The following is a 26,283-nucleotide window of genomic DNA, read 5'->3' as shown; positions in this document are numbered from 1 at the left end:
GCTACCAGTATCGGCAGCGCCGGCAATGCGCACTAGCGAATAAATTGCAAAACTAACCGTTTTGATGGTCCGCCGCGCTGACTTGCGTCAAGCGCCGGCGGCGACGCAGGTCAGCCCCGCGCCATTTTCCTGCGCTTGAGACTCAGCCCGGCCAGCACCACTCCGATGGCCCCCACCAGCCCGGGCAGGCTCAGGTGGACGGCGGCACCGGGCAGTACGAATTCGGTATCGGCGATGAAGTCCTTCAGCCACGACTGTATCGCACTGTCGCTGAAAATCATGCCGCCGGCGATATAGCCCAGCAGCGCCGCGCCCAGGGTGACGATCACCGGGAATTTTTCCATCAGCTTCAATACCAGGGTGCTGCCCCAGACGATGATGGGAATGCTGACCACGATGCCGAATACCACCAGCAGCAGCTGGTGCTCACCGGCTGCCTGTTCGGCGGCGCTGGCGATGGCGATCACGTTGTCCACGCTCATCACCAGGTCGGCCACGATCACGGTCTTGACGGCGCCCCACAGGCGGTCGCTGCCATCGACGTCGGTATGTTCGTCATCCTCGTTGAGCAGCTTGATCCCGATCCACAGCAGCAGCACGCCGCCCAGCAGCTTCAGGAACGGCAGCTGCAGCAGGGACACCGCAAAGGCGATCAGAGCGATACGGATGCCGATGGCCCCCACCGTGCCCCAGACGATGCCCTTCATGCGCAGCTGGTCGGGCAGATTGCGGCAGGCCAGCGCGATCACGATGGCATTGTCGCCGCCGAGCAGGATATCGATCAGGATGATCTGCGCGACTGCGATCCAGTTCAGGTTGGCCAGGAATTCCATGCTTATCCTTATGGGAAACGTTGCCCTTCAGCGGCGACGGGCGACTGGCAGGATGACCACGGTCATCGCCATTAGTGCCGGCGCCTGACTGCCCACTGTGCCATGGCGAAGCACACGGCCGCCTGCCCGTTGTCGGCAAGGGCGGCCTGGCGGCGATGGCATATGCGGTCCGCCATAAAACGACATGGGGAGCCGGAGCTCCCCATGCTGGTCTTGCAGATCTTGCTGAGCTGGCTTCCACCGCAAGCGTGACGCGGCAGTGGAAACCGCCGGGCGGTCTTACAGCACCGACTTCAGCAGGCGACCCATCTCGGACGGGTTGCGGGTGACCTTGATGCCGCACTCTTCCATGATGGCCAGCTTGGCTTCGGCGGTGTCGGCACCACCGGAGATCAGGGCACCTGCGTGGCCCATGCGCTTGCCCGGGGGCGCGGTCACGCCGGCGATGAAGCCAACCACCGGCTTCTTCATGTTGTCCTTGATCCAGCGCGCAGCGTTGGCTTCGTCAGGACCACCGATTTCACCGATCATGATGACGGCGTCGGTGTCCGGATCGTCATTGAAGGCCTTCATGACGTCGATGTGCTTCAGACCGTTGATCGGGTCGCCACCGATACCGACGGCGGAGGACTGGCCCAGGCCCAGGGCGGTCAGCTGGCCCACGGCTTCATAGGTCAGGGTGCCGGAGCGCGAAACTACGCCGATGCGACCCTTCTTGTGGATGTGACCCGGCATGATGCCGATCTTGATTTCGTCCGGAGTGATCAGGCCGGGGCAGTTCGGGCCCAGCAGCAGGGTCTTGGAACCGGCCTTGGCCATGCGGTCCTTCAGGGCCAGCATGTCACGCACGGGAATGCCTTCGGTGATGCAGATGGCCAGGTCCAGGTCGGCTTCGACGGCTTCCCAGATGGCGGCGGCAGCACCGGCGGGCGGCACGTAGATCACCGACACGGTGGCGCCGGTGGCGTTCTTGGCTTCGGTGACGTTGGCATAGATGGGGATGCCTTCGAAGTCTTCACCAGCCTTCTTCGGGTTCACGCCGGCGACGAAGGCATTCTTGCCATTCGCGTAGTCGCGGCACATGCGGGTGTGGAACTGACCGGTCTTGCCGGTGATACCTTGGGTGATGACCTTGGTGTCTTTGTTGATGAGGATCGACATTTCTCTTCCTTGACTGTGATGCCTGCGCCGCTGGCGGCGCCCGGTGCTGCAATTGCTCGCAGCCGGCGGCTCGCGCCGCGCAGGCTTTCGTGTTGGGTTACTTACTTGGCAGCTGCCACGACCTTTTGTGCGGCTTCTTCCATGGAGTCGGCCGAGATGATCGGCAGACCGGAATCGGCCAACAGCTTCTTGCCCAGGTCTTCGTTGGTGCCCTTCATGCGGACCACCAGAGGCACCTTCAGCGAGACAGCCTTGGAAGCCGCGATCACGCCTTCGGCGATCACGTCACAGCGCATGATGCCGCCGAAGATGTTGACCAGGATGGCCTTCAGTTCGGGGTTCTTCAGCATGATCTTGAAGGCTTCGGTGACCTTCTCGGTGGTGGCACCGCCGCCCACGTCCAGGAAGTTGGCCGGCTCGCCGCCGAACAGCTTGATGGTGTCCATGGTGGCCATGGCCAGGCCGGCGCCGTTGACCAGGCAGCCGATGTTGCCGTCCAGGGAGATGTAGGCCAGGTCGAACTTGGAGGCTTCGACTTCAGCCGGATCTTCTTCGTCCAGATCGCGGTAGGCGACGATTTCCGGGTGACGGTACAGGGCGTTGGAGTCGAAGTTGAACTTGGCGTCCAGAGCGATGACCTTGCCGTCGCCGGTCAGGATCAGGGGGTTGATTTCAGCCAGGGAAGCGTCGGTTTCCCAGTAAGCCTTGTACAGGCCTTGCAGGTTCTTGCGGGCTTCGGGGATGGAAGCAGCCGGCACGCCGATCTTGGCGGCCACGTCGTCGGCTTGCGCGTCGGTCAGGCCATCGATCGGGTCGATGATGACGTTGTGGATCTTTTCCGGGTTGCTGTGGGCAACTTCTTCGATGTCCATGCCACCTTCGCTGGAGGCCATCAGCACGACCTTTTGCGAAACGCGGTCGGTCACCAGGGAAACGTACAGTTCCTTCTTGATGTCGGCGCCTTCTTCGATCAGCAGGCGACGCACCTTCTGGCCTTCAGGACCGGTCTGGTGGGTGATCAGTTGCATGCCCATGATCTGGTTGGCGTATTCCTTGACCTGTTCGATCGACTTGGCCACCTTCACGCCACCGCCCTTGCCGCGACCGCCTGCATGGATCTGGGCCTTGACGACCCACACCGGGCCGCCCAGCTTCTGGGCTGCCGCTTCGACTTCGTCGACCGACATGCAAGGAATGCCGCGCGGCACGGTTACGCCGAACTGGCGCAGGATTTCTTTACCCTGATACTCATGGATTTTCATGGGAGCTTCCCTTTAGACACTGAATGAATAAAACTTGCCGGATTGAAATTCGGTAGCCGGCAGCATGCCGGCCGACGAGAAAGCAGACTGCAACCCGCAGGCGGGTGTCACATCCGGAGACGGACGGAGACGGGCGCAGGCGTGAGCTGCGCGGGTTGCTAGTGAATTCGTAGAATTGGGCATGTGCATGCCGTCTGCTTTAGTTGGTCTGATATTCGAAACGCGCCAGCTTGCGCCGAAGCGTCCGCATTATCCATTCCTGCTGCTACATGGGCCTTGCACCGTTGCGCCGTTTTGACAAACCGGCAACACGCGATATCTCCTCAGGCTTGCGCGCCGCAGCAAAAACTTCCGAATTCTAGCACAGGCCGGCCGGGCTGTTAGCCGGTAGCGCTAACAGAAGACCGAAAGGGATAGCTTTTCCATATGGCAGGACCGATGGGCGATATATGGCAGGACCGCTGGGCGATATTTCGCGTTTTCGGCAAGAAGTCGGCTGGGCAAGGAAAATGCAAACCGCGGCGGAGAATCTCTGGCTGGGAATGCCCGGGATCCGAGGGTCCACCGGATGTGAGCGCATGGTTCCCTGGCCTCCGGCTGAGCGCATCAAGCAAGGGGATCACCCTTGCTCACGACGATTCCTCTTCGTCGCTCCACGCGGTCTGCAAGGCTTCGCGGATACTGCGGTGGGAAAAACCGCGCTGCTGCAGGAAGCGCATCTGCTTGGCCCGCGTTTCAGCATCGGCCGGGGGTGCGCTAAATTTGCGGCGCAAGACCTGCGCGGCACGCTCGCCCTCGCCTGCTGCCAGGTCAGCCTTCAACTCGGCGATGGCTTCCCCTTCGATGCCATGCCCATGCAACTCGGAAAAGATGCGCTGGTTACCATAACGGGCCGAGCGGCGATGCACCAGCGATTCGGAAAAGCGTTCTTGGGAGAGGAAACGTAACTGCTCCAGCCACTGCAGGAGCGCGTCGATGTCATCGCCCTCTTGCGCGTAAGGGGCAAGCTTACGCGCAAGTTCCAGGCGACTATGCTCACGTGAAGAGAGATATTTGAGCGCCCGTGCTTTCAGGCTGATCGGCGGTCTGGGCATGACGTTCGACTACACGGGCGATGTGACGGAGAAAAACACGAAGAAAAACGATGGAGCCGTATTGCATTGGAACGTGGCAGCAACAGAACGATGCGGCCGGTACTTCAACTCGACTCCCGGCCAGACCGGCGCCGGGGGCGGAGCGGGACAGGCACCACCATGACCTCAAGGCTCAGGCAAACCCTGCCGCCATGGTGGTACGTGAAGACCTTCGGATCAGGAGGCTTGCGCCTCGGCGGCGCCGCCTGCCAGTTCAGGCACACCCAGTGCGACGCGGACCTTGTTCTCGATCTCGCGCGACAGTTCCGGATGTTCCTTCAGGTAGTTACGGGCGTTGTCCTTGCCCTGACCGATGCGCTCGCCGTTGTAGCTGTACCAGGCACCGGACTTCTCCACGACCTTGTGCTCGGAGCCCAGATCCAGGATTTCGCCTTCGCGGGAAGTGCCTTCGCCATACAGGATGTCGAAGTGGGCTTCGCGGAACGGAGGTGCAACCTTGTTCTTGACGACCTTGACCTTGGTTTCGCTGCCAATGACTTCGTCACCCGACTTGATCGAACCGGTACGACGGATGTCCAGGCGCACCGAGGCGTAGAACTTCAGCGCATTGCCGCCGGTGGTGGTTTCCGGATTACCGAACATGACACCGATCTTCATGCGGATCTGGTTGATGAAGATGACGGTGGTATTGGTGCGGTTGATGCTGCCGGTCAGCTTGCGCAGGGCCTGCGACATCAGGCGGGCCTGCAGGCCGGGCAGGGAGTCGCCCATGTCACCTTCGATTTCGGCCTTCGGGGTCAGCGCGGCCACCGAGTCGACCACGATCAGGTCCACGGCCCCAGAACGCACCAGGGCGTCACAGATTTCCAGCGCCTGTTCGCCGGTGTCGGGCTGCGAGATCAGCAGGTCGTTCAGGTTCACGCCCAGCTTCTGGGCATAGGTGACGTCCAGCGCGTGCTCGGCGTCGATGAAGGCGCAGGTACCGCCCAGCTTCTGCATCTCGGCGATCGATTGCAGGGTCAGGGTGGTCTTGCCGGAGGATTCCGGACCGTAGATCTCGATGACGCGACCGCGCGGCAGGCCGCCGATGCCCAGCGCGATATCCAGGCCCAGGGACCCGGTGGAGACCGCCTGGATTTCCTCAGCGACGACGCCGTCTTCCATGCGCATCACCGAGCCCTTGCCAAACTGCTTTTCAATCTGTGCCAACGCGGCGGCCAGCGCCTTGCTCTTCTCAGAGTTGTTCGCAGCTTTTTTGTCGTCCATAAATCTCTCTCGGCAAAATGTCGTGAAGAAGGGGTTCAGGGGGAGTCTTGCGGTCTTGCAGATATTGCCCGGAGGCAGAAGATGATGACCGCCCCGATAGAGCGATACTGTATAAAAAAACAGTGCTCCATGCAAGCGTTTTTGCGTACCCGGCAAATAAACTGCGGGCGAAAACCACAATTATAAGAGAGGCGGCCGTCGTAAAAGCCTTTAAATCGCAGAGGAATGATGCATGGAAGGAAAAAAAGCGGCACACTCGCGAGTTGGTAGGAATAATTCATCAGTTATGCGTCAATGGACGCGCAAAACACGTCATCTCGCCAACTATTGCGACGCAGCAACACCGATGACCGGTGCGCGGCCGTTCGCATTCAAGACCGATAGATCGTTAGACAGACAGTTCTCATGAGTTTAGTGCCTTTCAGCCATATCAGCGCCCTGCGCTGCCTGGTCATCGACGACATGCCGACGATGCGCCAGAACATCCGCATGCACCTCGGGCAGCTCGGCGTGACCAAGGTGGACCAGGCCGCCACGCCGGATGAGGCCATCCGCTTCGTGCAGTCCGGCACCTATGACCTGATCATCTGCGACTACAACCTGAACAAGGAAAGCAACGGCCAGCAGCTGCTGGAGTTCTTCCGTACCCAGAACATGCTCTCGCCGACCTGCATGTTCATCATGGTCACCGCCGAGAGCGGCTACAACCTGGTGGCCAGCGCGGCCGAATTCCAGCCGGATGCCTACATGCTCAAGCCGCTGACGGCCAGCCGCATCGCCGAGCGCGTGGACCGCCTGCTGGAAAAGCAGCATGCCATGCTGCCGGTGACCGAGAAGATGAAGCGCAAGGACATCACCGGTGCCATCCTGGAATGCGACAACGTGCTCAAGGCCGCGCCCAAGTGGATCGTGGAGATCATGAAGACCAAGGGTACGCTGCTCATCGAGCAGCGCCGTATCGACGAGGCGCGCGAGGTCTACAAGCAGGCGCTGGCCATGCGTGACGACCTGGTATGGGCCAAGATCGGGCTGGCCCGCTGCAACATCGTGGCCGGTCAGATGGACGACGCCCGCGCCATCGTGCAGGACGTCCTGGCGCAGAACAAGCAGTTCATCGCCGCCTACGACCTGCTGGCGCAGATCGACGAGGCCCAGGGCAACCAGGAGGGAGCGCTGGAGGCCCTGACCAAATCCTCGGAAATCATCCCCTCGGCGCGCCGCAGCCGGCTGGTGGGCGATGTCGCCTACCGCAGCGGCCATCTGGACCAGGCACGCGAAGCCTACGACAAGGTGCTCAAGCACACCAAGGGTTCGCTGACAGCACAGCCCACCGACCTGCTGTCGCTGGCGCAGGTACACGTCGACAGCGGCGATCCCGACGCGGCGCTGCGCCTGCTGGAAAGTGCCCCACGCCGGTATGAAGAGTCCAGCATCTTCGTCTCCGCCCAGGCGGCCGTACAGGCGCAGGCCTATGTGCAGCTGGGTGATTCGATCTCGGCCCAGCAGGCCTTCGAGACGGCCCGCCAGGCCGCCGCCAAGGAATCGTCCGATACCACCACCCTGGCACTGGCCAAGGCCGCCTTCTCGATGGGCAAGGACGAGGAAGGCGCCAAGCTGATCGCCGAAGCGGTGAAGTCGGACCACGAGAACAAGACGCTGCAGATGCTGGCGCGCAAGGTGCTGGCAGATACCGGCCGCGCCAACCTGGCCGAAGAACTGATCGACGGTGCCGTCAATCACTGCATGAGTATCATCGCCGAAGCCAATGCGCTCATGCGCAGCGCCAAGCCGGACGAATCACTGGCCAAGCTGGAAGAGGCGCTGGCCAGCATGCCCGAAAATACCGGCGTGCTGCTGGCATCGGCCCAGTTGCATCTGCTGTGGATGAGCCAGCGCGGCTGGAACGAGGAATATGTCAAGCGCGTGCGCCGCTACCTGGCCACGCTGGATCGCCTGATCCCGGGCAACGATAGAGTCGCGAAGATGCACAAGTTCCTGCGCGATACCCTGAGCAAAGTAGCCCCGAAGAGCTGACCATGGACCCCAAGCTTGCCGCGATCATCATTCACGACATCAAAAATTCCCTGGGTGTGCTGGAGGGGGAGTTGCGCCGCCTGTCCGAGGACGTGCCGCGCGCCCAGCAGGCCCATGTCACCTGTCTGGCCCTGCAGGAAAAGCTGATCGCCTTCCTGACGCTGTACAAGGCCGATTCGCAGGGCCTGCGTGCGCAGGTCGAAGCGGTCTCGCCGCTGGACTTCCTGGAAGCGTTGATCCGCGAACAGGCGGTCAGCCGCGGCAACGAAATCGCGCTGACCTTGGACCAGAGCGATATGCCGGTGATCGGCTTCTTCGACGAGCACCTGGTGGCGCTGGCGCTGGAAGCGGCGCTGCAGAACGCCAGCCGCTTCGCCCGCACACAGATCGCGCTGGGTTGCCGCAAGCATCCCGAGGGCGGGGTGATCTTTACGGTGCGCGATGACGGTCCCGGCATCGGCACGCAGGAAAAGAAGCCCTCCACCGGCCTGGGCATGGATCTCTGCAATGCGATCGCCACCGCCCACAACAAGGAAACGCGCCACGGGGAGGCGCGCCTGTCCAACCATCCCGATGGCGGCGCGCTGTTCGAGCTGTGCCTGCCCTGAGTCGTGCTGACCAGGGCGAGATCCCCTGATCGGCCTGCCGTACATGCGCAAAGCGCATATCCAAGCGTGAAAATAGTCGTTCTGTCAGCCCGGCTTCGTGCTTAGAGTGCTGGTTTGTCGCGCCTGTGCGCGGGCAGGGTCCCGGCCCGCCCGCCGCGCGGGTGCCGCCTCCTTCACGATACAGGGAACCCATCCATGCGACGCAGACATTTCCTCGGCATGGCGCCGGCCGCTCTCGGCCTGGGCGCCCTGTTGCCCGCCAGCGCAGGCGCGCAGAACGCCAGCAAGACCATCCGCATCGGCTACCAGAAGTCTTCCACCCTGCTGACCATCCTCAAGGCCAATGGCACGCTGGAAAAGCGGCTGGCCCCGCTTGGCACGACCCTCAGCTGGCATGAATTCACCAGCGGCCTGCCGCTGCTGGAGGCACTCAATGTCGGTGGGGTCGACCTCAGCGCCGACGTGGCCGACACGGTCCCGGTATTCGCGCAGGCAGCCGGAGCCAGGCTGGTCTATGTGGCACAGGAGTCCCCCTCGCCTTCGGCGCAGGCCATCGTGGTGCACACCGATTCGCCGCTGCGTCGGGTCAGCGATCTGCGAGGCCGCAAGCTTGCCGTGACCAAGGCGGCGGGGGTGCACTATCTGCTGATCGCCAGCCTGGAAAAGGCCGGTCTGAAGTTCAGCGATGTGGAGGCCGCCTACCTGTCGCCCGCCGACGGGCGCGCCGCATTCGAGCGCGGTAGCGTGGACGCCTGGGTAACCTGGGATCCTTTTCTGGCCGGCGTGCAGCGCCAGTCGCAGGTGCGCATCCTGGCCGACGGACGCGGGGTGGCGGACTACCAGCGCTACTACCTGGCCGCCGCCAGCTTTGCCCAGGCAAGGCCGGAAGTGTTGCAGGTGGTGTTCGACGAATTGAAGAAAACAGGCACGCAGGCCAAACAGCAGCCCGCTCAAACCGCGGCCTTCCTGGCGCCGCTCTGGGGGCTGGATGCCGAGACCATCGCACTGGCCAACAGCCGGCGCAGCTATGAGGTGCGCGCAGTCAGGCCGGAGGCGCTGGGCGAACAGCAGCGTATCGCCGATGCGTTCTTCGCCGCCGGTCTTCTGCCCAAAAAGGTCAACACCAGCGATGTCGCGATCTGGACACCGGGCCAGGCTTGAGCATGGACGGACTGGATCGCATCACGCTCCTGCTGCTGGCTTTCCTGGTGGTGGTGGCGCTGCTGTTTCCGCTGTCGGCAGGACGTGACAATCGACGCGAGAGGCATCGGCAGGATGAACGGGAGCAATGAGGGAGCGCCGCGGATGCGGTGCTTTTTTTTGTCTGCCGGCAGGCAGCGACCGGACGACGCGGCCGGTGGGGCAATAGCGGCCGGTGCTTCAGGACAGAACACTGGATTGACGGACGACAGGCGTGGAATGCACACAAAAAAAACCGCCGGCATAAGCCGGCGGTAAAACGGACTGGCGACGCTCATCCACTAACCGCCGCCTTCCGCGCCAAACTGATACTTGCTACATGAACTTCATGGACTGTCGCGACGGGATCACGCCGATACCGGGTCCAGTTGCTGGATGCCTGCCAGCACCCAGCCACCCTGGCCGGCGGCCGGCTTGGACAGGTTCCAGATTTCCGCGAACTGGGCCGGCGACGCGCTCGGATCTTCCTTGATGAAACCGAAGAACTTGACGCTGGCCAGGTAATCATTGCCCACTGTTTCCACGCCCAGCACTTCGGCATCCAGCGAGACCACGTCGGTCTGGTTGGAAGCAGCGCCGCGCTCCTGGATCTGCAGACGCAGCTCGGCGAACATTTCCGGGGTGGTGAATTCACGGATGTCGTTGATGTCGGCCTTGTCCCATGCCGCCTGCAGGCGGATGAAATAGGTCTTGGCATTGCGCACGAAGCCCACCGTGTCGAAGCCCGCCGGGATACCGTAGGCCGCCACCGTTTCGGCATTGCCGAAACCGCCACCGAAGCCGCCTTGCGATGCAGCCGCTGCCGGCTCGCCGGTCTTCAGCATGGAACCGATCTGGGGCGTGGCCGAGGCGTTGTCAGAGGCTTGCGGTGCGGCACCAGCCCAGGCCGGGGTCGGCTGCGAAGCCTCCTGCTTGCGACGGAACAGGCGGATCACGAACATGATCGCCAGGGCGATCAGGGCCACGGTCAGAATGGTGCTGATCATGCTGGCCAGGGCGCCGCCCAGGCCGAAGTGCGACAGCAGGGCGCCCAGGCCCAGGCCCAGCAGGGCACCACCCAGCAGGCCCTTCCACATGCTCGGCTTGGCGGCGGCAGCCGCCGGGGCCGCGGCGGGCGCAGCCGGCTTGGCGGCAGCGGCCTGGTTCTGTTGCATCGGAGCAGGGCTCTGCGCCTGACGGCTGGCGCTGGAGGACTGTTTGCCGATCGATCCGCCACCACCAAGACGCTTGGCTTCGACGGTCGAAATGCCAACAGACAGCGTCATCACCGCCACTATCAGCGCGACAAATGCTTTTTTCATGCTTTCTCCTAGAGGATTCTGATGATGTGATGCGGTCACATCGGCCGTAATGCGTGTATCAGGTGAAGTGCCCTGGATCAGCGCCGGCGCAGGCGAGCGGGCGCAGGTCGCGTACGCGCCTGTCACTGCATTCGCAGCACGCGAGGCCTCGGAGCATTCAGGGGCAGTTCGGCGGGCGCGGCAGGACAGTCGCGCTAGGCGACGGGATCAGGCCCGGGGAGGACGTCCCGCGCGAGGCAGGAACGGAGGTTGCATGGCGGCATCGCTACGTAGAGCGGGCGCCAGGCGGGAAGTTTGCGGCACGATGGCCAGAGACTGGATCAGCACCGGCTCGTCACCGATGCCGGCATGGGTGGAGAAATCCTCACCGCTGTCGGCGTAGCCGGCACCGTCATCGTCGTTGGCGGCGGCATCGGCCACCACCGCGTGCGACTGGTCGCCGGCCGCAGCGTGGTCAGCCAGGGAAACGGTCTGGTCGGCGAGATGCTGGACGGCCACGGTGGCATGCGCCGGTACCGGCGCCGAGAAATCGGTCGCGGCCATCGAGCTGGCGTACGTCAGCACCGCTGCAAAAACTTGCACCGGTAACAGACAGATCAGCAGGAGGACCCACAAACGTTTCATCAGATTTTCCAGCAAATGATGCGAGAAATTATATCAACAAAAATTGCGCTGGCAGCAAGTAAATCTTGCGCACGTCCATACTATAAGGCCAAAGCGCGCGAGTTCAATGGACTATCTCGGAATTGTTACACTTCGGGCCGCCGCCCTCCCGAATGGACAGGCCTATCAGGATATCCCTGATTTGCATTGGCAAATGAATTAGTGGAATATGAAAGAAAAGTACCATAACAATTCAACCATCCGAGACAAATCAGCCGAGTCCGACTCGCTGACCGATTCCTATGCGCATCCTCCTTGCTGAAGACGACAGCGTACTGGCCGACGGACTGACCCGTTCCCTGCGCCATTCCGGTTATGCGGCCGATTGCGTCAAGAATGGCGTGGAAGCCGATTCGGCCCTGTCGACCCAGGACTTCGATCTGCTGATCCTGGACCTGGGCCTGCCCAAGATGTCCGGCCTTGAGGTACTGCGGCGCCTGCGTGCGCGCAATTCGCGCCTGCCGGTGCTGATCCTGACGGCCGCCGACTCGGTCGAGCAGCGTGTGCAGGGCCTGGACCTGGGCGCCGACGACTACATGGCCAAGCCCTTCGCCCTGTCCGAACTGGAAGCGCGGGTCCGTGCCCTGACCCGGCGCGGCGCCGGTGGCGGCCCTACCGTGATCAAGCACGGACCGCTGTCGTTCGATCAGGTCGGCCGCATCGCCTATATCGGCGAGCAGATGCTGGAACTCTCGGCGCGGGAACTGGGGCTTCTCGAAGTATTATTGCAACGCACGGGTCGTCTGGTCTCCAAGGAACAGTTGGTGGACCACCTGTGCGAATGGGGAGAGGAAGTCAGCAACAATGCCATCGAGGTCTATGTCCATCGTCTGCGCAAGAAAATCGAGGTCGGCGGCGTGCGTATCGCTACCGTGCGCGGGCTGGGCTATTGCCTGGAAAAACTCCCCGAAGCCGGCACCGCGCCACTGGTGGCATCCAACAGCGTGGCCTGAGCCGGCGCCCTCCCCCTCACACATCGCACGCGCGCCTGCGCTGATCCGTCATGACAGCGCGTGATCCCTCTTCCGCAGCGTCCGCCACCCCCGAGCCGCAGACGCACACCGAAGCCCAGCCCGGCCAGACACCCCGCAAGAAGCGCCGCGCCGCCCTGGCCACGCAGCCGGTGGAGCGCATCCAGCGCTCGCTGTTCGGCGAGATCCTCGACTGGATGCTGGCCCCGCTGCTGCTGTTGTGGCCGATGAGCATCGCCATCACCTACCTGATCGCTCAGTCGATCGCCAACCAGCCCTTCGACCGTGCCCTCGAAGACAGCGTCACGGTGCTCGCCCAGCAGGTCTCGGAAGTCAATGGCAAGGTGGTGGCGCGCCTGCCGGTCTCGGCCCGCGATCTGCTGCGTGCCGACGATATCGACAACATCTACTACAAGGTCACCGGTCCCGATGGCGAATATGTGGAAGGCGACGTCGACATGCCGCAACCGCCGGCCGAAGAGGACCGCGGCACCATCGGCACCGTCCAGTTCCGCAACGACATCCTGCACGGCAGCGACGTGCGCATCGCCACCCTGCAGGTAGACCTGCGGCGCAGCCCGGCCCAGCGTGCCGCCCGCCACGAACCACGGCTGGCGACGGTGCAGGTCGGTGAAACCCTGGAAAAGCGCGCCCAGCTGGCCAATGAAATCATCAAGGGCGTGATCCTGCCGCAATTCGTGATCCTGCCGGTGGCGCTGGCGCTGGTCTGGTTCGCCCTCTCGCGCGGCCTGTCGCCCCTGTCAGAGCTGCAGCAGCGCATCCGCGCGCGCCGACCCGACGATCTTTCGCCCATCGACTCCGGTCAGGTGCCGGAAGAGATCTCGCCGCTGGTGCGCTCGCTCAACGACATGCTGGCGCGGCTGTCGCAGACCATTGCCATCCAGAAGCGCTTCATCGCCGATGCCGCGCACCAGATGAAGACGCCGCTGGCCGGCATGCGCATGCAGTCCGAGCTGGCGCTGCGTCAGGATGATCAGGTCGACGTGCGCCGCTCGCTGGAACAGCTGGCCAAGAGTTCGGAGAGTGCCACCCGGCTGGTCAACCAGCTGCTCTCGCTGGCCCGCGCCGAGAACCCGCAATCGCAGTCCGGCGGCATGGCTGCGCTGGAACTCAACGAACTGGTGCGCAGCGTGGTGCAGGACTGGGTACCGATGTCCTTCACCCAGCGCATCGACCTGGGGTTCGAACAACCCGGCCATCCGATCATGATCACCGGCAACGCCATCATGCTGCGCGAGCTATTGTCCAACCTGCTGGACAATGCGCTGCATTACACGCCGCATGACGGCAGCGGCCGCGTCACCGTGCGCGCGCGCACCGACGAGGGCGGCGGCCTGGCGATCCTGGAAGTGGAGGACAACGGCCCCGGCATCCCTGCCGCCGAGCGCGCCAACGTCTTCGAACGCTTCTACCGCATCCTCGGCACACCCAGTACCGGCAGCGGACTGGGCCTGGCCATCGTGCGTGAGATCGCGCAACAGCACGATGCCGCCGTCGAGATCACCGCCAATCCGCGCAGCAGCGATCCGCGCCAGCCAGGCTGCCTGTTCCGCGTGAGCTTTCGCATGATGCCGCGCACACCCTTCTTCGACGATATCACCTGACATGGACCAAGGCTCCCCCGCACCGGACCCCGGCAACCAATGGCACCGCACGCGCCGCATGACGGGCTGGCTGCTGGCGCTGTGGTTCCTGGCCACGTTCTTCTTCATCTATTTCGCGCGCGAGCTGGACCAGGTACACCTGTTCGGCTGGCCGATCTCCTTCTACATGGCGGCCCAGGGCATGATGCTGATCTACCTGGCCATCGTCGTCATCTACGTACGCCGCATGCGGCGCATCGAACAACTGGTCAGACGTGAACAAGGCGAGCCCTGGCATGGAGAGTAACAAGGACTTCTTCCGGCGCCTGTGCCGCTACTACGGTTTCTACACGCTGGGCTTCATCGCCTTCCTGTGCGTGCTGGCCATCCTGGAACGCGAAGGCATGCCGCGCTCGTGGATCGGCTATCTGTTCCTGTTCGTCACCATCGGCCTGTATGCCGGCATCGGCGTGGTCTGCCGCACCTCCGACGTGCCCGAATACTATGTCGCCGGACGGCGCGTGCCGCCACTCTTCAACGGCATGGCCACCGCCGCCGACTGGATCTCGGCGGCCACCTTCATCAGCCTGGCCGGTGGCCTCTACCTGCAGGGCTTCGACGGCCTGGCCTACATCCTCGGCTGGACCGGCGGCTATTGTCTGGTGGCGCTGCTGATCGCGCCCTACCTGCGCAAGTTCGGCCAGTACACCATCGCCGACTTCCTCGCCGCCCGCTATCCCGGGCGCGCCGGCAGCCATGGCGCCAACCTCATCCGCATCCTGGCGGTGGCGGCCACCATCCTCATTTCCTTCACCTATGTAGTGGCGCAGATCTATGGCGTGGGCCTGATCACCTCGCGTTTCACCGGCATCGACTTTTCCATCGGCATCTTCCTCGGCCTGGCCAGCATCCTGGTGTGTTCCTTCCTGGGCGGCATGCGCGCCATCACCTGGACCCAGGTGGCGCAATACATCATCATCCTGTTCGCCTACCTGATCCCGGTGATCTGGCTCTCGGCCAAGCATGCCACGATACCGGTGCCGCCGGTGGCCTATGGCGCGGTACTGCCCAAACTCAGCGCCATGGAACACAGGCTGGAAGAAGACCCCAAGGAAAAGGAAGTACGCCAGATCTTCCAGGCGCGCGCCGACGACTACGAACGGCGCCTGCAGCACCTGCCTCAATCCTGGCTGGACGGCCGGGTGGAAGCGCAGAACCAGGCCGACCAGATCCGCCGCGATACGCACGCTTCGCTGGCCGAGATCAAGGCCGCCAGCCGGGCGCTATCGTCCTATCCGAAGTCCCCCGAGGAAGCCGAACGCAAATGGACCGAGGCACGCGCCGCCAACCTGACGCGGGCGCAACCGCCGATGTCGCAGACCGAGCCCTTCCCCGGGCGCGACAAGCAAAGCTCCGACATCAAGCGCAACAACTTCCTGGCCCTGGTGTTCTGCCTGATGCTGGGCACGGCCGCGTTGCCGCACATCCTGATGCGCTACTACACCACGCCCACCGTGGCTGGCGCGCGCACCTCGGTGTTTTGGACCCTGTTCTTCATCATGCTGATCTACCTCACCGTGCCGGCGCTGACGGTGCTAGTGAAGTACGACATCTATACCTCACTGGTGGGCAGCAGCTACAGTCACCTGCCGGACTGGGTCTATTACTGGGGCAACATGGACAAGCTCAATCCGCTGCTCTCCATCAATGACCTGAACCGCGACGGGCTGGTGCAACTGGGCGAGATTTCCATGGATGGCGACATCATCGTGCTGGCCATGCCGGAGATTGCCGGCCTGCCCTATTTCGTATCCGGCCTGGTGGCCGCAGGGGGACTGGCGGCGGCGCTGTCGACCGCCGACGGCCTGTTGCTGACCATCTCCAATGCGCTCTCGCACGACGTCTACTACAAGGTGGTCGATCCCAGCGCCTCGACCCAGAAGCGGGTCACCATTTCCAAGCTGCTATTGCTGGTGGTGGCGCTGCTGGCGGCCTATGCGGCCTCGCTCAAGCCCGGCGACATCCTGTCGATGGTGGGCGCGGCGTTTTCGCTGGCGGCCTCCACGCTGTTCCCGGCGCTGGTACTGGGGGTATTCTGGAAGCGCGCCAACCAGCCCGGCGCGATTGCCGGCATCCTGTGCGGCTTCGTGATGTGCGTGTACTACATGCTGCACACCAATCCCTCCTTCGGCGGAAGCGCGGCCGGACAATGGTTCCACATCGCGCCGATCTCGGCGGGCATCTTCGGTGTCCCGGTGGGCATGGCCGCCATGATCATCGTCAGCCTGCTCACGCCACCGCCGGATGAAGCCACCATTGCGCTGATCGACCATATCCGCACTCCCTGAGCGCGGAGCACCAGCTCAGATCGACAGTTGCAGCCCTCGCGCCTCTTCGCCCGGCATCACGGTGACCGCCACCTGCATGCTCTGCTGGCCACCGCCGATGAGTACGCCGCGCAAGGGCGAGATATCCAGGAAATCGCGGCCCCAGCCGAGCGTGATATGGCTGGTATCGGGGAAGATGCCATTGGTCGGATCGGCATCGATCCAGCTGCCTTCGCCGCCATCGGCACCGGGACAATAGACCGAGACCCAGGCATGCGAGGCGTCGGCGCCGATCAGGCGCGGTTGCCCCGGCGGCGGATCGGTGAGCAGATAGCCGCTGACGTAGCGCGCCGCCAGGCCGATGGAGCGCAGACAGGACAGCATCAGGTGCGCAAAGTCCTGGCACACTCCGCGCCGGTTGACGAAGACCTCGGTCACCGGGGTGGATACGGTGGTGGCGGCCGGGTCGAAGGCGAACTCCTCATGGATGCGCAGCATCAGCGCACGCACTCCCTCCACCACCGACAGGCCGGGCACGAAGCACTCGGCCGCATAGCGGATGAATTCGCGCTTGATGCGAACGTGCGAGGATTCGAACAGGAAATTGGAAGCGTCCAGCATCCCCGGCGCCATCGTCCGGCCGCCGTGATAGGCCATCGTCATGGCGGCCTCATCCCAGGCCATGCTATCCGGCGGCTGCCCGCGCGGGGTGAGCGCGACCCAGGAATCGGCCTGCACGTCCAGGCTGGTGTGGTCGGTATCGAGGGAAAAGGCCTTGATGATATTGCCGAAATTGTCGGCATAGCTGCGCACCAGCTGCGGCGCCGGCGCCACGTTGACCGTGTGCGACAGGCACTGCTGCCACGGCAGCTCACGCGGCGTCAGGTGCAGCACCTGATGCGACAGGCGCACCGGCAGAGCGTAACGGTAGGTGGTCTGGTGATGGATGCGGTAGACCACACGCTGGCTGTCCATGCTCATTTCAGACCCCCTGGCTGACCGGCGCGGTCAGCGGCGTGAAGTAATGACGCGAGAGATCATCGGAGAGCATGTAGCCGCCGCTGACGGCGTCACGCATCAATTGCGTCAGGCGTGCGTTGGCCTGTTCCACCTCGGGATGATCATGGGCGAATTCGCTCAGGTTCATGGCCTCCAGCTGGCTGGACAGATGAGTGGGAATGCTCATGCTGAGCAGGCCCAGCTGCTGTGCGATGTCGCTGATGTATTGCTGCAGCATGCGGAACTGGTAGGCCATGCCGTGCGGATTGCTGGCGTCGAACACCAACAGGTGCAGCACCGGCAGCCATTCCGGTGTACGCCGATAGCGCACGCGATAGGTGACGATGCTGCTGGCCGATTCCAGCAGCCACGACAGCGCCGCCGTCTGGCGCTGCGGCGGCAACCGCAGGAAGTTGTCGAACAGCGCGGCCATGTTGGCCATGCGCTCGATGTGACGGCCCACCATCAGGAACTGCCAGCCGGCGTCGCGCGTCATGTCGTCCAGCGCATGCCCGGCCAGGCCGGAACAGGCATCGATCACGTTGCCCAGCACCTGCTGCGCGGCGGCCGGGGTATTGATGCGTTCCTGCACCATGGCCGGCATCTTGGTCAGCGCATGCCAGTTGTCCAGCGACAGATGCTCCCGCACCTGGTAGGCGGCGTTGGCCAGCTGGCGCAACTGCGTGGCCACGCTGACCGGCGCCGAGGGATCGACCACCGCCGCCTGCAGGCTCTGCTGCAGACCGGTGATGGTCGGACGGGGCTCCGACTTGGGCATCTGCACGCCCAGCTGGCTGCAGATCCAGGAAACGCTACCGAGCATGCCCCGGCTCTCGCTCTGGCCATCCATGGTGTACTCCAGCGTGGTACGGAGCAGGCGCGCGAGATTCTTCACGCGCTCCGAATAGCGCCCCATCCAGAACAGGTTTTCACCGGAGTGCGAGGAGACATCGACCGTGCCCTTGATGACGGTGACGTTTTCGGCACCATGACTACCCTCGACCACGCTGGGCGCTGGCCGCTCCGCTTCGCGCAGCACCCACACATCCTTGCTGGTGCCGCCCTGCTGCATCGAGACCACGTCGCGCCGCTGGCGCGGCGCCACGCGGGTCAGCCCGCCAGGCATCACCTGGTAGCAGCCCTCGCCATCGGCCACCGCGAATACGCGCAGGCTGATGGTGCGGTTCATCAGGCGATAGTCGCCACTGCGCGACATCACCGGCGCCTGCGACAGCCTGACCCATTCCTGCGCGGCGTAGGCATGCGGCTGCAGTTGCAGGCTTTCGACCAGGCGCCGGCGCGCTGCACCGACGACCGCATGGCCGAACACCGGTTGCATGCGCATGGAGGAAAATGCCGGCACGATCACCAGGTCATCCAGATGCGCCAGCGTATAGTCCAGCGCCGGCTTTTCACCGCACCACCACGAAGCCACCGAGGGCAGCATCAAGGACTCGCCGAACAGACGCTCGTTGATGGCCGGCAGGAAGCCATGCAGCGCAGTCGATTCCAGTACCCCGCTGCCCAGCGAATTGGCGATCACCACATTGCCCAGACGCGCCGCCTGCGTCAGCCCGGGCACACCGAGGGCAGAATCGGCACGCAGCTCCAGGGGATCGCAATAGTCGTCGTCCATGCGGCGCAGGATGGCGTGCACCCGGCGCAGTCCGTTCAGGGTCTTCAGGAAGACCTGGTCGCCCCGCACCGTGAGGTCCACCCCTTCCACCAGCGGGAAACCCAGCGTATGCGCCAGGAAGGCATGCTCGGAATAGGTTTCGTTGTAAGGGCCGGGCGTGAGCAGCACGATCAGCGGCACCTCGCCCTGGGCCGGCGCCAGCCGCGTGAGCATCGCCCGCAACGTATGGAAGTAGCGATGCGGTGACTCCACGTGCATGTCGCGCAGCGCCTCGGGCATGGCGCGCGCCATGATCTGGCGGTTCTGCAGCGCATAGCCGGTCCCGGATGGCCCCTGGGTACGGTCCGAGACCACCCACCAGGTGCCATCGGCCGAACGCGCCAGGTCGATCGCATAGGCATGCAGATGCACACCCCCCGGCGGCTGCCAGCCATGGCAGGGCATCAGGTAGCCATGCTGGCCGAATACCAGCGCCGGTGGCAGCAGACCTTCGGCGATCAGGCTCTGCGGTCCGTAGATATCGGAGAGCAGGCCATTCATCAGGCGCGCCCGTTGCGCCACCGCGCGTTCCAGGAAATCCCATTCCTCGGAAGACACCAGGTGCGGCAGCAGATCCAGTTCCCACGGCCGATTGGCGCCCTTGGGATCGGCGTAGACGTTGTAGGTCACGCCATCGGAAGCGATGGCGTCGCGCACCTCGTTGGCGCGCCGCCGCAGCATTTCCGGCGACAGGTTTTCCAGCTGGTCGATCAGCGTACGCCAGTGCGGGCGCAGGCGGCCGTCGGCCGCCAGCATCTCGTCATAACGATCGCTGGCTACCGGATAGCTTTCCAGTAGGCGCTGGGGCATAGGTCATTGGCGACCGGGCTGCACTGCGCGCCGGCTTGCACCGCGCGCAGTGCCAGAGGCGGCAGGACACCGCGCCCGGTTCAGTTTTTGAAGTAGCGTAAGTCTAACGTAAAAGGAAACTCGATAGACGCCCGCGCCGGGGTGACCCGTAATTTTCCCGGGGTATGGTTCATGCGGAAATAGCGCGCCAGGCGGCGGCTTTCCGCTTCGAAGGCATTGACCGGGAAGGTCTCGTAGTTACGCCCGCCCGGATGCACCACGTGGTACTGGCAACCGCCCAGGCTGCGGCCGTTCCAGGTATCGACCAGATCGAAGGTCAGCGGTGAATCCACCGGGATGGTCGGATGCAGCGCCGATGGCGGCTGCCAGGCGCGGTAACGCACGCCCGAGACGAACTGTCCGACCGTGCCGGTAGGCTGCAACGGCACCGAAACGCCATTGCAGGTCAGCACGTAACGGTCCGAAGCCATGCCGCTGACCTTGACCTGCAGGCGCTCCAGCGAGGAATCGACATAGCGCGCAGTACCGCCGCCGCTGTTCTCTTCGCCCAGCACGTGCCAGGGCTCCAGCGCCGTGCGCAATTCGATCTGCATGCCTTTGACGTTATAGTCGCCGATCTTCGGGCAGCGGAATTCCATGTGCGGTGCGAACCACTCGGCGCGCATGGGATAGCCAGCCTCGTTCATGTCGGCCATCACATCAGCAAAGTCCTGTTCGATGAAATGTGGCAGCAGGAAGCGGTCATGCAGCTCGGTTCCCCAGCGCACCAGCCGTGCCGGCTTGTACGGGTCTTTCCAGAAGCGCGCCACCAGGCCGCGCAGCAGCAGCTGCTGGGTCAGGCTCATGCGCGCATGCGGCGGCATCTCGAAGGCCCGCAGTTCCAGCAGGCCCAGGCGGCCGGTGGCACTGTCGGGTGAATACAGCTTGTCGATGCAGAACTCGGCGCGGTGCGTATTACCGGTCACGTCGATGAGCAGGTTGCGCAGCAGGCGGTCCACCAGCCAGGGCGGGCAGACGCCCTGGCCCATCTGCCGTTCCATCTCGGTGAAGGCCAGCTCGATTTCCACGGTCGAGTCATTGCGCGCTTCGTCGATACGCGGCGCCTGCGAGGTCGGGCCGATGAACATGCCCGAGAACAGATAGGACAGCGAGGGATGGTTGTGCCAGTAGGAGATCAGGCTGCGCAACAGGTCCGGCCGGCGCAGGAAGGGTGAGTCACCGGTGGTGATGCCGCCCAGTACCATGTGGTTGCCGCCACCGGTGCCGGAGTGATGGCCATCTAGCATGAACTTCTCGGTGGTCAGGCGCGAGGCGCGGGCGGCGTCGTACAGGTGCGTGGTCTGCTCGACCAGTTCGCTCCAGTTGTTGGCCGGCTGGATGTTGACCTCGATCACGCCCGGGTCGGGGGTGACGCTGAACTTGCGCAGGCGCGGATCGTGCGGCGGCTCGTAGCCTTCCAGCAGGACCGGCTGCTTCAGCTCCTCGGCCACCGCCTCGATGGCCGCCACCAGTTCCAGGTAATGTTCCAGTTGCGCCAGCGGCGGCATGAACAGGTAGAACACGCCATTGCGCACCTCCGCGCAGAGCGCGGTGCGGGTGATCCAGTTGGCCGATTCCAGGTGGTCCGGCACCGGCTGGCTGTTCTGCGACGGGGCGGCGGCCGCGCGCGCCCGCGTGTCGCCCGCGACGGCCGCAGCGACGCCGGCAGCCTTGGCGCCGCGTCCGGCCGGCTCCTGCGGACTGCCCATCTGGCGGCGGATCTCGGCGTTGCTGGGCAGGGGCCTGAAGCTCTGCGCCGGATCGGCCGGATACACGGCGGGGTATTCGCCTTCCTTGACCCATGGCAGCGAATCCAGCGGCAGGCGATAACCCAGCGGCGAATCGCCGGGATAGAGATAGCAGCGCTCGCTGCGCAGGAACCATGCCCCGCTCTGCCAGCCGCGCCCGTCGTCGCGTCGCGCCAGCGGCAGCACATGCCCCACCGCGCTTTGCAGGCCCTGGGTGAACACGCGCATCAGGCGCTCGCGCTCCTGCTTGTCATCCACGCGCGAGTCGAAGGGATCGACATTGCCCGGCAGGCGGCGCTCGCGCCACATGTAGTAGAACACGTCTTCGTAGGCCGGGAAGACGTTCTTGCCATCCACCTGCAGACGTTGCGCGACCCGGTGCAGGAAATGGCTGGTGACGATCTTGTCCACCACGTTGGGGCGGGTCTCGTCACCGATCAGGGCCGGATTCATCCAGATCGGTTCGCCATCGCGGCGCCAGTAGCAGTTCAGCGCCCAGCGCGGCAGTTGCTCGCCCGGATACCACTTGCCCTGGCCGAAATGCGGCAGGCCATGGACCGCATACCTGTTGCGCATGCGATGGTAGAGCTCGGCTGCCAGCGGCTTCTTGGTCGGGCCCATGGCGGCGGTATTCCATTCCGGCTCGTCCGGATGATCCAACGAGACGAAGGTCGGCTCGCCGCCCATGGTCAGGCGCACGTCATTGGCCTGGAGGTCGGCATCGATGGCATGGCCCAGCTGTTCGATCGCGGCCCACTGCTCCTCGGTATAGGGCTTGGTCACGCGCGGCGCTTCCCAGATGCGCTTGACCGACATCAGGTGTTCAAACTCCACTTCGCAGGGATCGACCAGCCCACTCACCGGTGCGGCCGATGCCGGCTCCGGCGTGCAGGACAAGGGGATGTGTCCTTCGCCGGCAAACAGGCCCGAGGTCGGGTCCAGCCCTACCCAGCCGGCACCCGGCAGGTAGACCTCGCACCAGGCGTGCAGGTCGGTGAAATCGGCCTCGGGACCGGAAGGACCGTCGAGCGACTTCTGGTCGGCCGTCAGCTGGATCAGGTAGCCGGAGACGAAACGCGCCGCCAGCCCCAGGTGGCGCAGCAACTGCACCAGCAACCAGGACGAATCGCGGCAGGAGCCGGACTGCAGTTCCAGTGTCTCTTCCGGCGTCTGCACGCCCGGTTCCATGCGGATGGTGTAGCCGATGTGCGAAGCCAGCTTCTGGTTCAGCGCCACCAGGAAATTGGCACTGCCCACCTTCTCGCGCGGAACGCTGTCCAGGAATTTCTTGAACAGCGGCGACAGCGGCAGTTTCTGCCGGTATGGCATCAGTTCGTTCTGCAGGTCCTCGGCGTACTCGAAGGGGAATTGCTCGGCATACGGTTCAAGGAAGAAATCGAAGGGATTGATGACCGACATCTCGGCCACCAGATCGACTTCGATCTTGAATTCGGTGGTCTTCTCCGGGAAGACCAGGCGCGCCAGGTAGTTCGATTCCGGGTCCTGCTGCCAGTTGATGAAATGCGGCTCGGGCAAGACCCGCAGCGAATAGCTCAGGATGCGGGTACGACTATGCGGAGCGGGACGCAAGCGGATGACTTGCGGCCCCAGGTTGATGGCACGGTCGTACTGGTAGGAGGTGACATGGTTCAGGGCCACGTGGATCGACATGGAATTCCTTTACGACAAGCAAATGATCAAGCGCAGGGCTTGGTGGTTGGTGACATGCGGCGACAGATGTCATGCATACCTTGTTTTTCTTACCGCCTGATTACTTTCCTGGTGACATTCCTTGCGGGCGACCTCGCTGTGAGTGTATGTGAGAGTGACGATGCCTGGTGCCGGAAAACCTGGATTTCTGATCCGGAAAACTAAGTCTTCTCGACCCGGACGGTGACTGGGATCGGGCTCACCTGTGATGCATATTAATGAAATCCCGCAGGCGCGGATAGATTTCGTTCTCCCAGCGCCGCCCATTGAAGACGCCGTAATGGCCGACCGCCGTCTGAACATGGTGCATGCGCATATACGGCCGAATGCTACTGCACATTTCCTGTGCGGCCACGGTCTGGCCGACAGCACAGATGTCGTCCTTCTCGCCTTCGATGGTGAACAGCGCAGTGCGGCGGATGGCGCGCGGCTCCACCACGCGCCCTTGATAGGTCAGCTTGCCCAGCGGCAGCGCGTGTTCCTGGAACACTGTGCGCACCGTTTCCAGGTAGAACTCGGCCGGCAGGTCGGACATGGCGAAATACTCTTCGTAGAAATCCTTGATCTGCGCCGCCTGCGCCTCCTCGCCCTCGACCAGATGATGGTAGAGCTTGCGGAAGGCGTCCACGTGGCGGTTCAGGTTCATGTTCATGAACGCACCCAGTTGCACGAAGCCGGGATAGACGCGCCGCCCCGCACCCGCATGGCGGGCCGGCACGGTACTGATCATGTTCTTCTCGAACCAGCTGATCGGCTTGCTCTTGGCCAGCGCATTGACGGCGGTGGGATTGACCCGGGTATCGAGCGGCCCCGCCATCAGGGTCATGGTGCGCGGCTGGGCCGGATGGTTTTCCTCAGCCATGATCGCTGCCGCAGTCAATGCCGCCACCGTGGGTTGGCACACCGCCAGCAGGTGGGCACCCGGCCCCAGCACGGTGAGGAACTGGATCACATGGGAAACGTATTCATCCAGGCCGAAAGGGCCGTGCTCCAGGGCAATGTCGCGTGCATTGCGCCAGTCGGTGATGTAGACGTCGTGGTCGCGCAGCAAGGTCTTGACGGTACCGCGCAACAGCGTGGCGAAGTGGCCCGACATGGGCGCTACGACCAGCACCTTGGGTTGATGGGCGGAGGTTTCCTTGCGGAAATGCAGCAGGCCACAGAAGGGTGTGCCGGCGACTTCCTCCTCGTGCACCGCAATTGTGCGTCCACCGTCGAGCACCTCGCCGATGGCGAAAGGTGGGCGGCTATGGGTCAGCTGCGTGCGCGCAAAAACCTCGCAGGCCGACGCCATCTTGCGCAGATAGGGCTGGGCCGGCACGCCGGGCCAGGTCATGCCCAGCATGGGCGCCATCATGCGGGCACAGGCCCGCAGTGGATCGGTGGCGTCGGCGTAGTTCTGGTAGAGCTGATAGGTATTGATCATGAAAACGCCGCCCTCGGGAGTGTCTCTTCTTGGTTTCCTTGACTGCCGCTCGCTGACCACGGGATGCAATTGTCGTGCCATTGTCGTGCCATCGAAGGGCAGCAAACGCCGCCGCCGACCGCTTTTCCGGGCCGTGCAGTGGCGTTGATAGCCGCACGGAAACCCCTTGCCGCAATGCGCAGGCTTTTCCCGCGAGCTGGCACAAGCTTTGCAAGCACTCCCCTTGCATGCCGATGACGGCCTGCGCCTTTCCTGACGCGCAGACAGGAAGGGCTGATCAAGATGATGAAGATGACACCGCCGCTGATGCGGCAGCGTGCCCAAAGTCAACCTGCACAAAACAGAAAAAGGACTGACATGCCTAAGACGACTTTGCGCATCACCAGCAAGAACTACTCCTCGTGGTCCCTGCGCGGCTGGCTCATGGCCAGGTTCGCGGGGCTCTCCTTCGAGGAAGACATCGTGCCGCCGGACGACCCGTCGGCACGGGCAGAGATCCTGCTCCTGTCTTCCTCCATCCTGGTACCCAGCCTCCACCATGGCGATGTACTGGTATGGGATACGCTGGCCATTGCCGAATATCTCAATGAAATCCGCCCCGGCGCCAAGCTGCTGCCCTCCGACCTGGCCGCCCGCGCCCATTGCCGCTCGGTCTGCGGCGAAATGCATTCCGGCTTCTCGGCCCTGCGCGCAGCGCTGCCGATGAATCTCAAGGGACACTTCCCCAACTTCAAGGTGTGGTCGCGCGCGGAAGCCGACATCGTGCGCATCACCACCATCTGGAAGGAATGCCTGGCCAAGTACGGCGGGCCTTTCCTGTTCGGCGAACAACGCACCATGGCCGATGCCATGTATGCCCCGGTGGTCACGCGCTTCATGACCTATGACGTCAAACTCGATCCCGTCTGCACTGCCTATGCCAAGCGCATCATGGCCATGCCGGAGATGCAGGAATGGATCACCGCCGCCAAGAAGGAGCCGGAGGATATCGACGAGCTCGACGTGGAATTCTAGGGCGCCGCATTGAAGAGGATCGCGCCCGTTTTTTGTCGCAGGCCCATTGCGGGAGACCGCAGAAAGGATGGATGTGATGAATACCGTAGCTGATGCAAGCGTACTGGCGCAAAACACCTTCTCGCATGTGAGCGAGGGCGACACGCCCTATGAAACGGGCGGACTGCGCGACTTCTTCCTCTACCGCGACCTGGGTATCGCCGCAGCCACCGGCGGCCAGGTGGTGGCGCAACTGGTCAAGGCCAACATGGCACCCGAGACCGGCACCGGATGGCATCGGCACGAGGCCAACTTCCACATCGTCATCATGCTCAAGGGCTGGGCGCGCTTCATGTACGACACCGAGGTCACGCTGGTCAAGGCCGGCGACTGCGTGCACCAGAGGCCGGGCATCGTGCACTTCCTGTTCGACTATTCACCGGACATGGAGTATCTGGAAATCGTCAGTCCGGCCGATTTCAAGACCATCGACATGCCGGCGCCCTGCGAGGTACCTGCACCCACTCCATGGAACAACTGAAGCCAATGCGGGTCTGCC

Annotated in this window: 21 protein-coding genes; 10 read left to right on the top strand and 11 right to left on the bottom strand. The window is 63.6% G+C overall.

The features are described from left to right. Window positions 1-110: 110 nt before the first annotated feature. The 5 genes from VE092_RS19355 to recA form a co-directional block, all read right to left on the bottom strand. Entirely contained in the window at window positions 111-833 is a 723-nt protein-coding gene (locus VE092_RS19355) for a TerC family protein (protein ID WP_324879610.1), read from the bottom strand. A gap of 279 nt (window positions 834-1,112) precedes the next feature. Beyond that, window positions 1,113-1,994 carry a succinate--CoA ligase subunit alpha gene (gene sucD, locus VE092_RS19350; protein ID WP_006461749.1) on the bottom strand — a complete coding sequence of 294 codons (882 nt, stop codon included), beginning with the start codon at window positions 1,992-1,994 and terminating at the stop codon, window positions 1,113-1,115. Between the two features lie 101 nt (window positions 1,995-2,095). Beyond that, the gene (gene sucC / locus VE092_RS19345; RefSeq protein WP_006461750.1) at window positions 2,096-3,256 is read right to left on the bottom strand and encodes an ADP-forming succinate--CoA ligase subunit beta; all 1,161 of its coding nucleotides are present in this window, start codon (window positions 3,254-3,256) and stop codon (window positions 2,096-2,098) included. Between the two features lie 629 nt (window positions 3,257-3,885). Further along, on the bottom strand, window positions 3,886-4,350 hold the full coding sequence (recX, locus tag VE092_RS19340; RefSeq protein WP_324879606.1) for a recombination regulator RecX: 465 nt from the start codon (window positions 4,348-4,350) through the stop codon (window positions 3,886-3,888). 216 nt (window positions 4,351-4,566) lie between these two features. After that, window positions 4,567-5,616: a recombinase RecA gene (recA, locus tag VE092_RS19335; RefSeq protein ID WP_324879604.1), complete on the bottom strand. Its 1,050-nt coding sequence runs from the start codon at window positions 5,614-5,616 to the stop codon at window positions 4,567-4,569. 405 nt (window positions 5,617-6,021) lie between these two features. Between recA and VE092_RS19330 the strand changes: the two genes are divergently transcribed. The 4 genes from VE092_RS19330 (at window position 6,022) to VE092_RS19315 (ending at window position 9,550) form a co-directional block, all read left to right on the top strand. Continuing rightward, window positions 6,022-7,650, top strand: coding sequence for a tetratricopeptide repeat protein (locus VE092_RS19330; protein WP_324879602.1), 1,629 nt, complete (start codon window positions 6,022-6,024; stop codon window positions 7,648-7,650). A gap of 2 nt (window positions 7,651-7,652) precedes the next feature. Further along, a complete protein-coding gene (locus VE092_RS19325; RefSeq protein ID WP_324879600.1) occupies window positions 7,653-8,258 on the top strand; it encodes a sensor histidine kinase in 606 nt (201 codons plus the stop codon). 195 nt (window positions 8,259-8,453) lie between these two features. Continuing rightward, complete coding sequence (locus tag VE092_RS19320; protein WP_324879597.1) at window positions 8,454-9,419, top strand: aliphatic sulfonate ABC transporter substrate-binding protein; 966 nt, start codon at window positions 8,454-8,456, stop codon at window positions 9,417-9,419. Between the two features lie 2 nt (window positions 9,420-9,421). Further along, entirely contained in the window at window positions 9,422-9,550 is a 129-nt protein-coding gene (locus VE092_RS19315) for a hypothetical protein (protein WP_324879596.1), read from the top strand. A 255-nt stretch (window positions 9,551-9,805) separates the two neighbouring features. Here the strand turns inward: VE092_RS19315 and VE092_RS19310 are convergent, their stop codons facing one another. Both VE092_RS19310 and VE092_RS19305 read right to left on the bottom strand, forming a co-directional pair. Then, the gene (locus VE092_RS19310) at window positions 9,806-10,759 is read right to left on the bottom strand and encodes a Tim44-like domain-containing protein (protein WP_324879594.1); all 954 of its coding nucleotides are present in this window, start codon (window positions 10,757-10,759) and stop codon (window positions 9,806-9,808) included. 207 nt (window positions 10,760-10,966) lie between these two features. Beyond that, window positions 10,967-11,383, bottom strand: a complete 417-nt coding sequence (locus tag VE092_RS19305) for a hypothetical protein (protein ID WP_324879592.1) — start codon at window positions 11,381-11,383, stop codon at window positions 10,967-10,969. Between the two features lie 281 nt (window positions 11,384-11,664). Here VE092_RS19305 and VE092_RS19300 point away from each other — a divergent pair, with 281 nt between their 5' ends. The 4 genes from VE092_RS19300 to VE092_RS19285 are packed head-to-tail and all read left to right on the top strand — an operon-like array spanning window position 11,665 to window position 16,345. Further along, the gene (locus VE092_RS19300; RefSeq protein ID WP_006461758.1) at window positions 11,665-12,375 is read left to right on the top strand and encodes a response regulator; all 711 of its coding nucleotides are present in this window, start codon (window positions 11,665-11,667) and stop codon (window positions 12,373-12,375) included. Window positions 12,376-12,425: 50 nt separating this feature from the next. After that, a complete protein-coding gene (locus tag VE092_RS19295; RefSeq protein WP_324879589.1) occupies window positions 12,426-14,018 on the top strand; it encodes a sensor histidine kinase in 1,593 nt (530 codons plus the stop codon). 1 nt (window position 14,019) lies between these two features. Beyond that, on the top strand, window positions 14,020-14,304 hold the full coding sequence (locus tag VE092_RS19290; RefSeq protein WP_324879588.1) for a DUF4212 domain-containing protein: 285 nt from the start codon (window positions 14,020-14,022) through the stop codon (window positions 14,302-14,304). Further along, window positions 14,294-16,345, top strand: coding sequence for a sodium:solute symporter family protein (locus VE092_RS19285; protein WP_324879586.1), 2,052 nt, complete (start codon window positions 14,294-14,296; stop codon window positions 16,343-16,345). Before VE092_RS19290 ends, VE092_RS19285 begins: the two co-directional genes overlap by 11 nt. A 15-nt stretch (window positions 16,346-16,360) precedes the next feature. Here VE092_RS19285 and VE092_RS19280 read toward each other — a convergent pair whose 3' ends face one another. The 4 genes from VE092_RS19280 to VE092_RS19265 form a co-directional block, all read right to left on the bottom strand. Beyond that, window positions 16,361-17,299: a transglutaminase family protein gene (locus VE092_RS19280; protein ID WP_414653512.1), complete on the bottom strand. Its 939-nt coding sequence runs from the start codon at window positions 17,297-17,299 to the stop codon at window positions 16,361-16,363. Window positions 17,300-17,306: 7 nt separating this feature from the next. Further along, complete coding sequence (locus tag VE092_RS19275) at window positions 17,307-19,808, bottom strand: circularly permuted type 2 ATP-grasp protein (RefSeq protein ID WP_324879582.1); 2,502 nt, start codon at window positions 19,806-19,808, stop codon at window positions 17,307-17,309. Between the two features lie 80 nt (window positions 19,809-19,888). Next, the gene (locus tag VE092_RS19270; RefSeq protein ID WP_324879580.1) at window positions 19,889-23,266 is read right to left on the bottom strand and encodes a transglutaminase family protein; all 3,378 of its coding nucleotides are present in this window, start codon (window positions 23,264-23,266) and stop codon (window positions 19,889-19,891) included. Window positions 23,267-23,504: 238 nt separating this feature from the next. Then, window positions 23,505-24,731 (bottom strand): polyhydroxyalkanoate depolymerase, encoded by a 1,227-nt coding sequence (locus tag VE092_RS19265; RefSeq protein WP_324879578.1) that lies wholly within the window; start codon window positions 24,729-24,731, stop codon window positions 23,505-23,507. Window positions 24,732-25,088: 357 nt separating this feature from the next. Between VE092_RS19265 and VE092_RS19260 the strand changes: the two genes are divergently transcribed. Together VE092_RS19260 and VE092_RS19255 are read left to right on the top strand one after the other, a co-directional pair. After that, window positions 25,089-25,745, top strand: a complete 657-nt coding sequence (locus tag VE092_RS19260; protein WP_006461769.1) for a glutathione S-transferase family protein — start codon at window positions 25,089-25,091, stop codon at window positions 25,743-25,745. 76 nt (window positions 25,746-25,821) lie between these two features. Beyond that, window positions 25,822-26,265 carry a cupin domain-containing protein gene (locus VE092_RS19255; RefSeq protein ID WP_006461770.1) on the top strand — a complete coding sequence of 148 codons (444 nt, stop codon included), beginning with the start codon at window positions 25,822-25,824 and terminating at the stop codon, window positions 26,263-26,265. The last annotated feature ends 18 nt before the right edge of the window (window positions 26,266-26,283 follow it).

Source organism: Herbaspirillum sp. (genome assembly GCF_035644555.1).
GTDB lineage: Bacteria > Pseudomonadota > Gammaproteobacteria > Burkholderiales > Burkholderiaceae_D > Herbaspirillum.
This window is presented reverse-complemented; position numbering and strand designations above follow the sequence as displayed.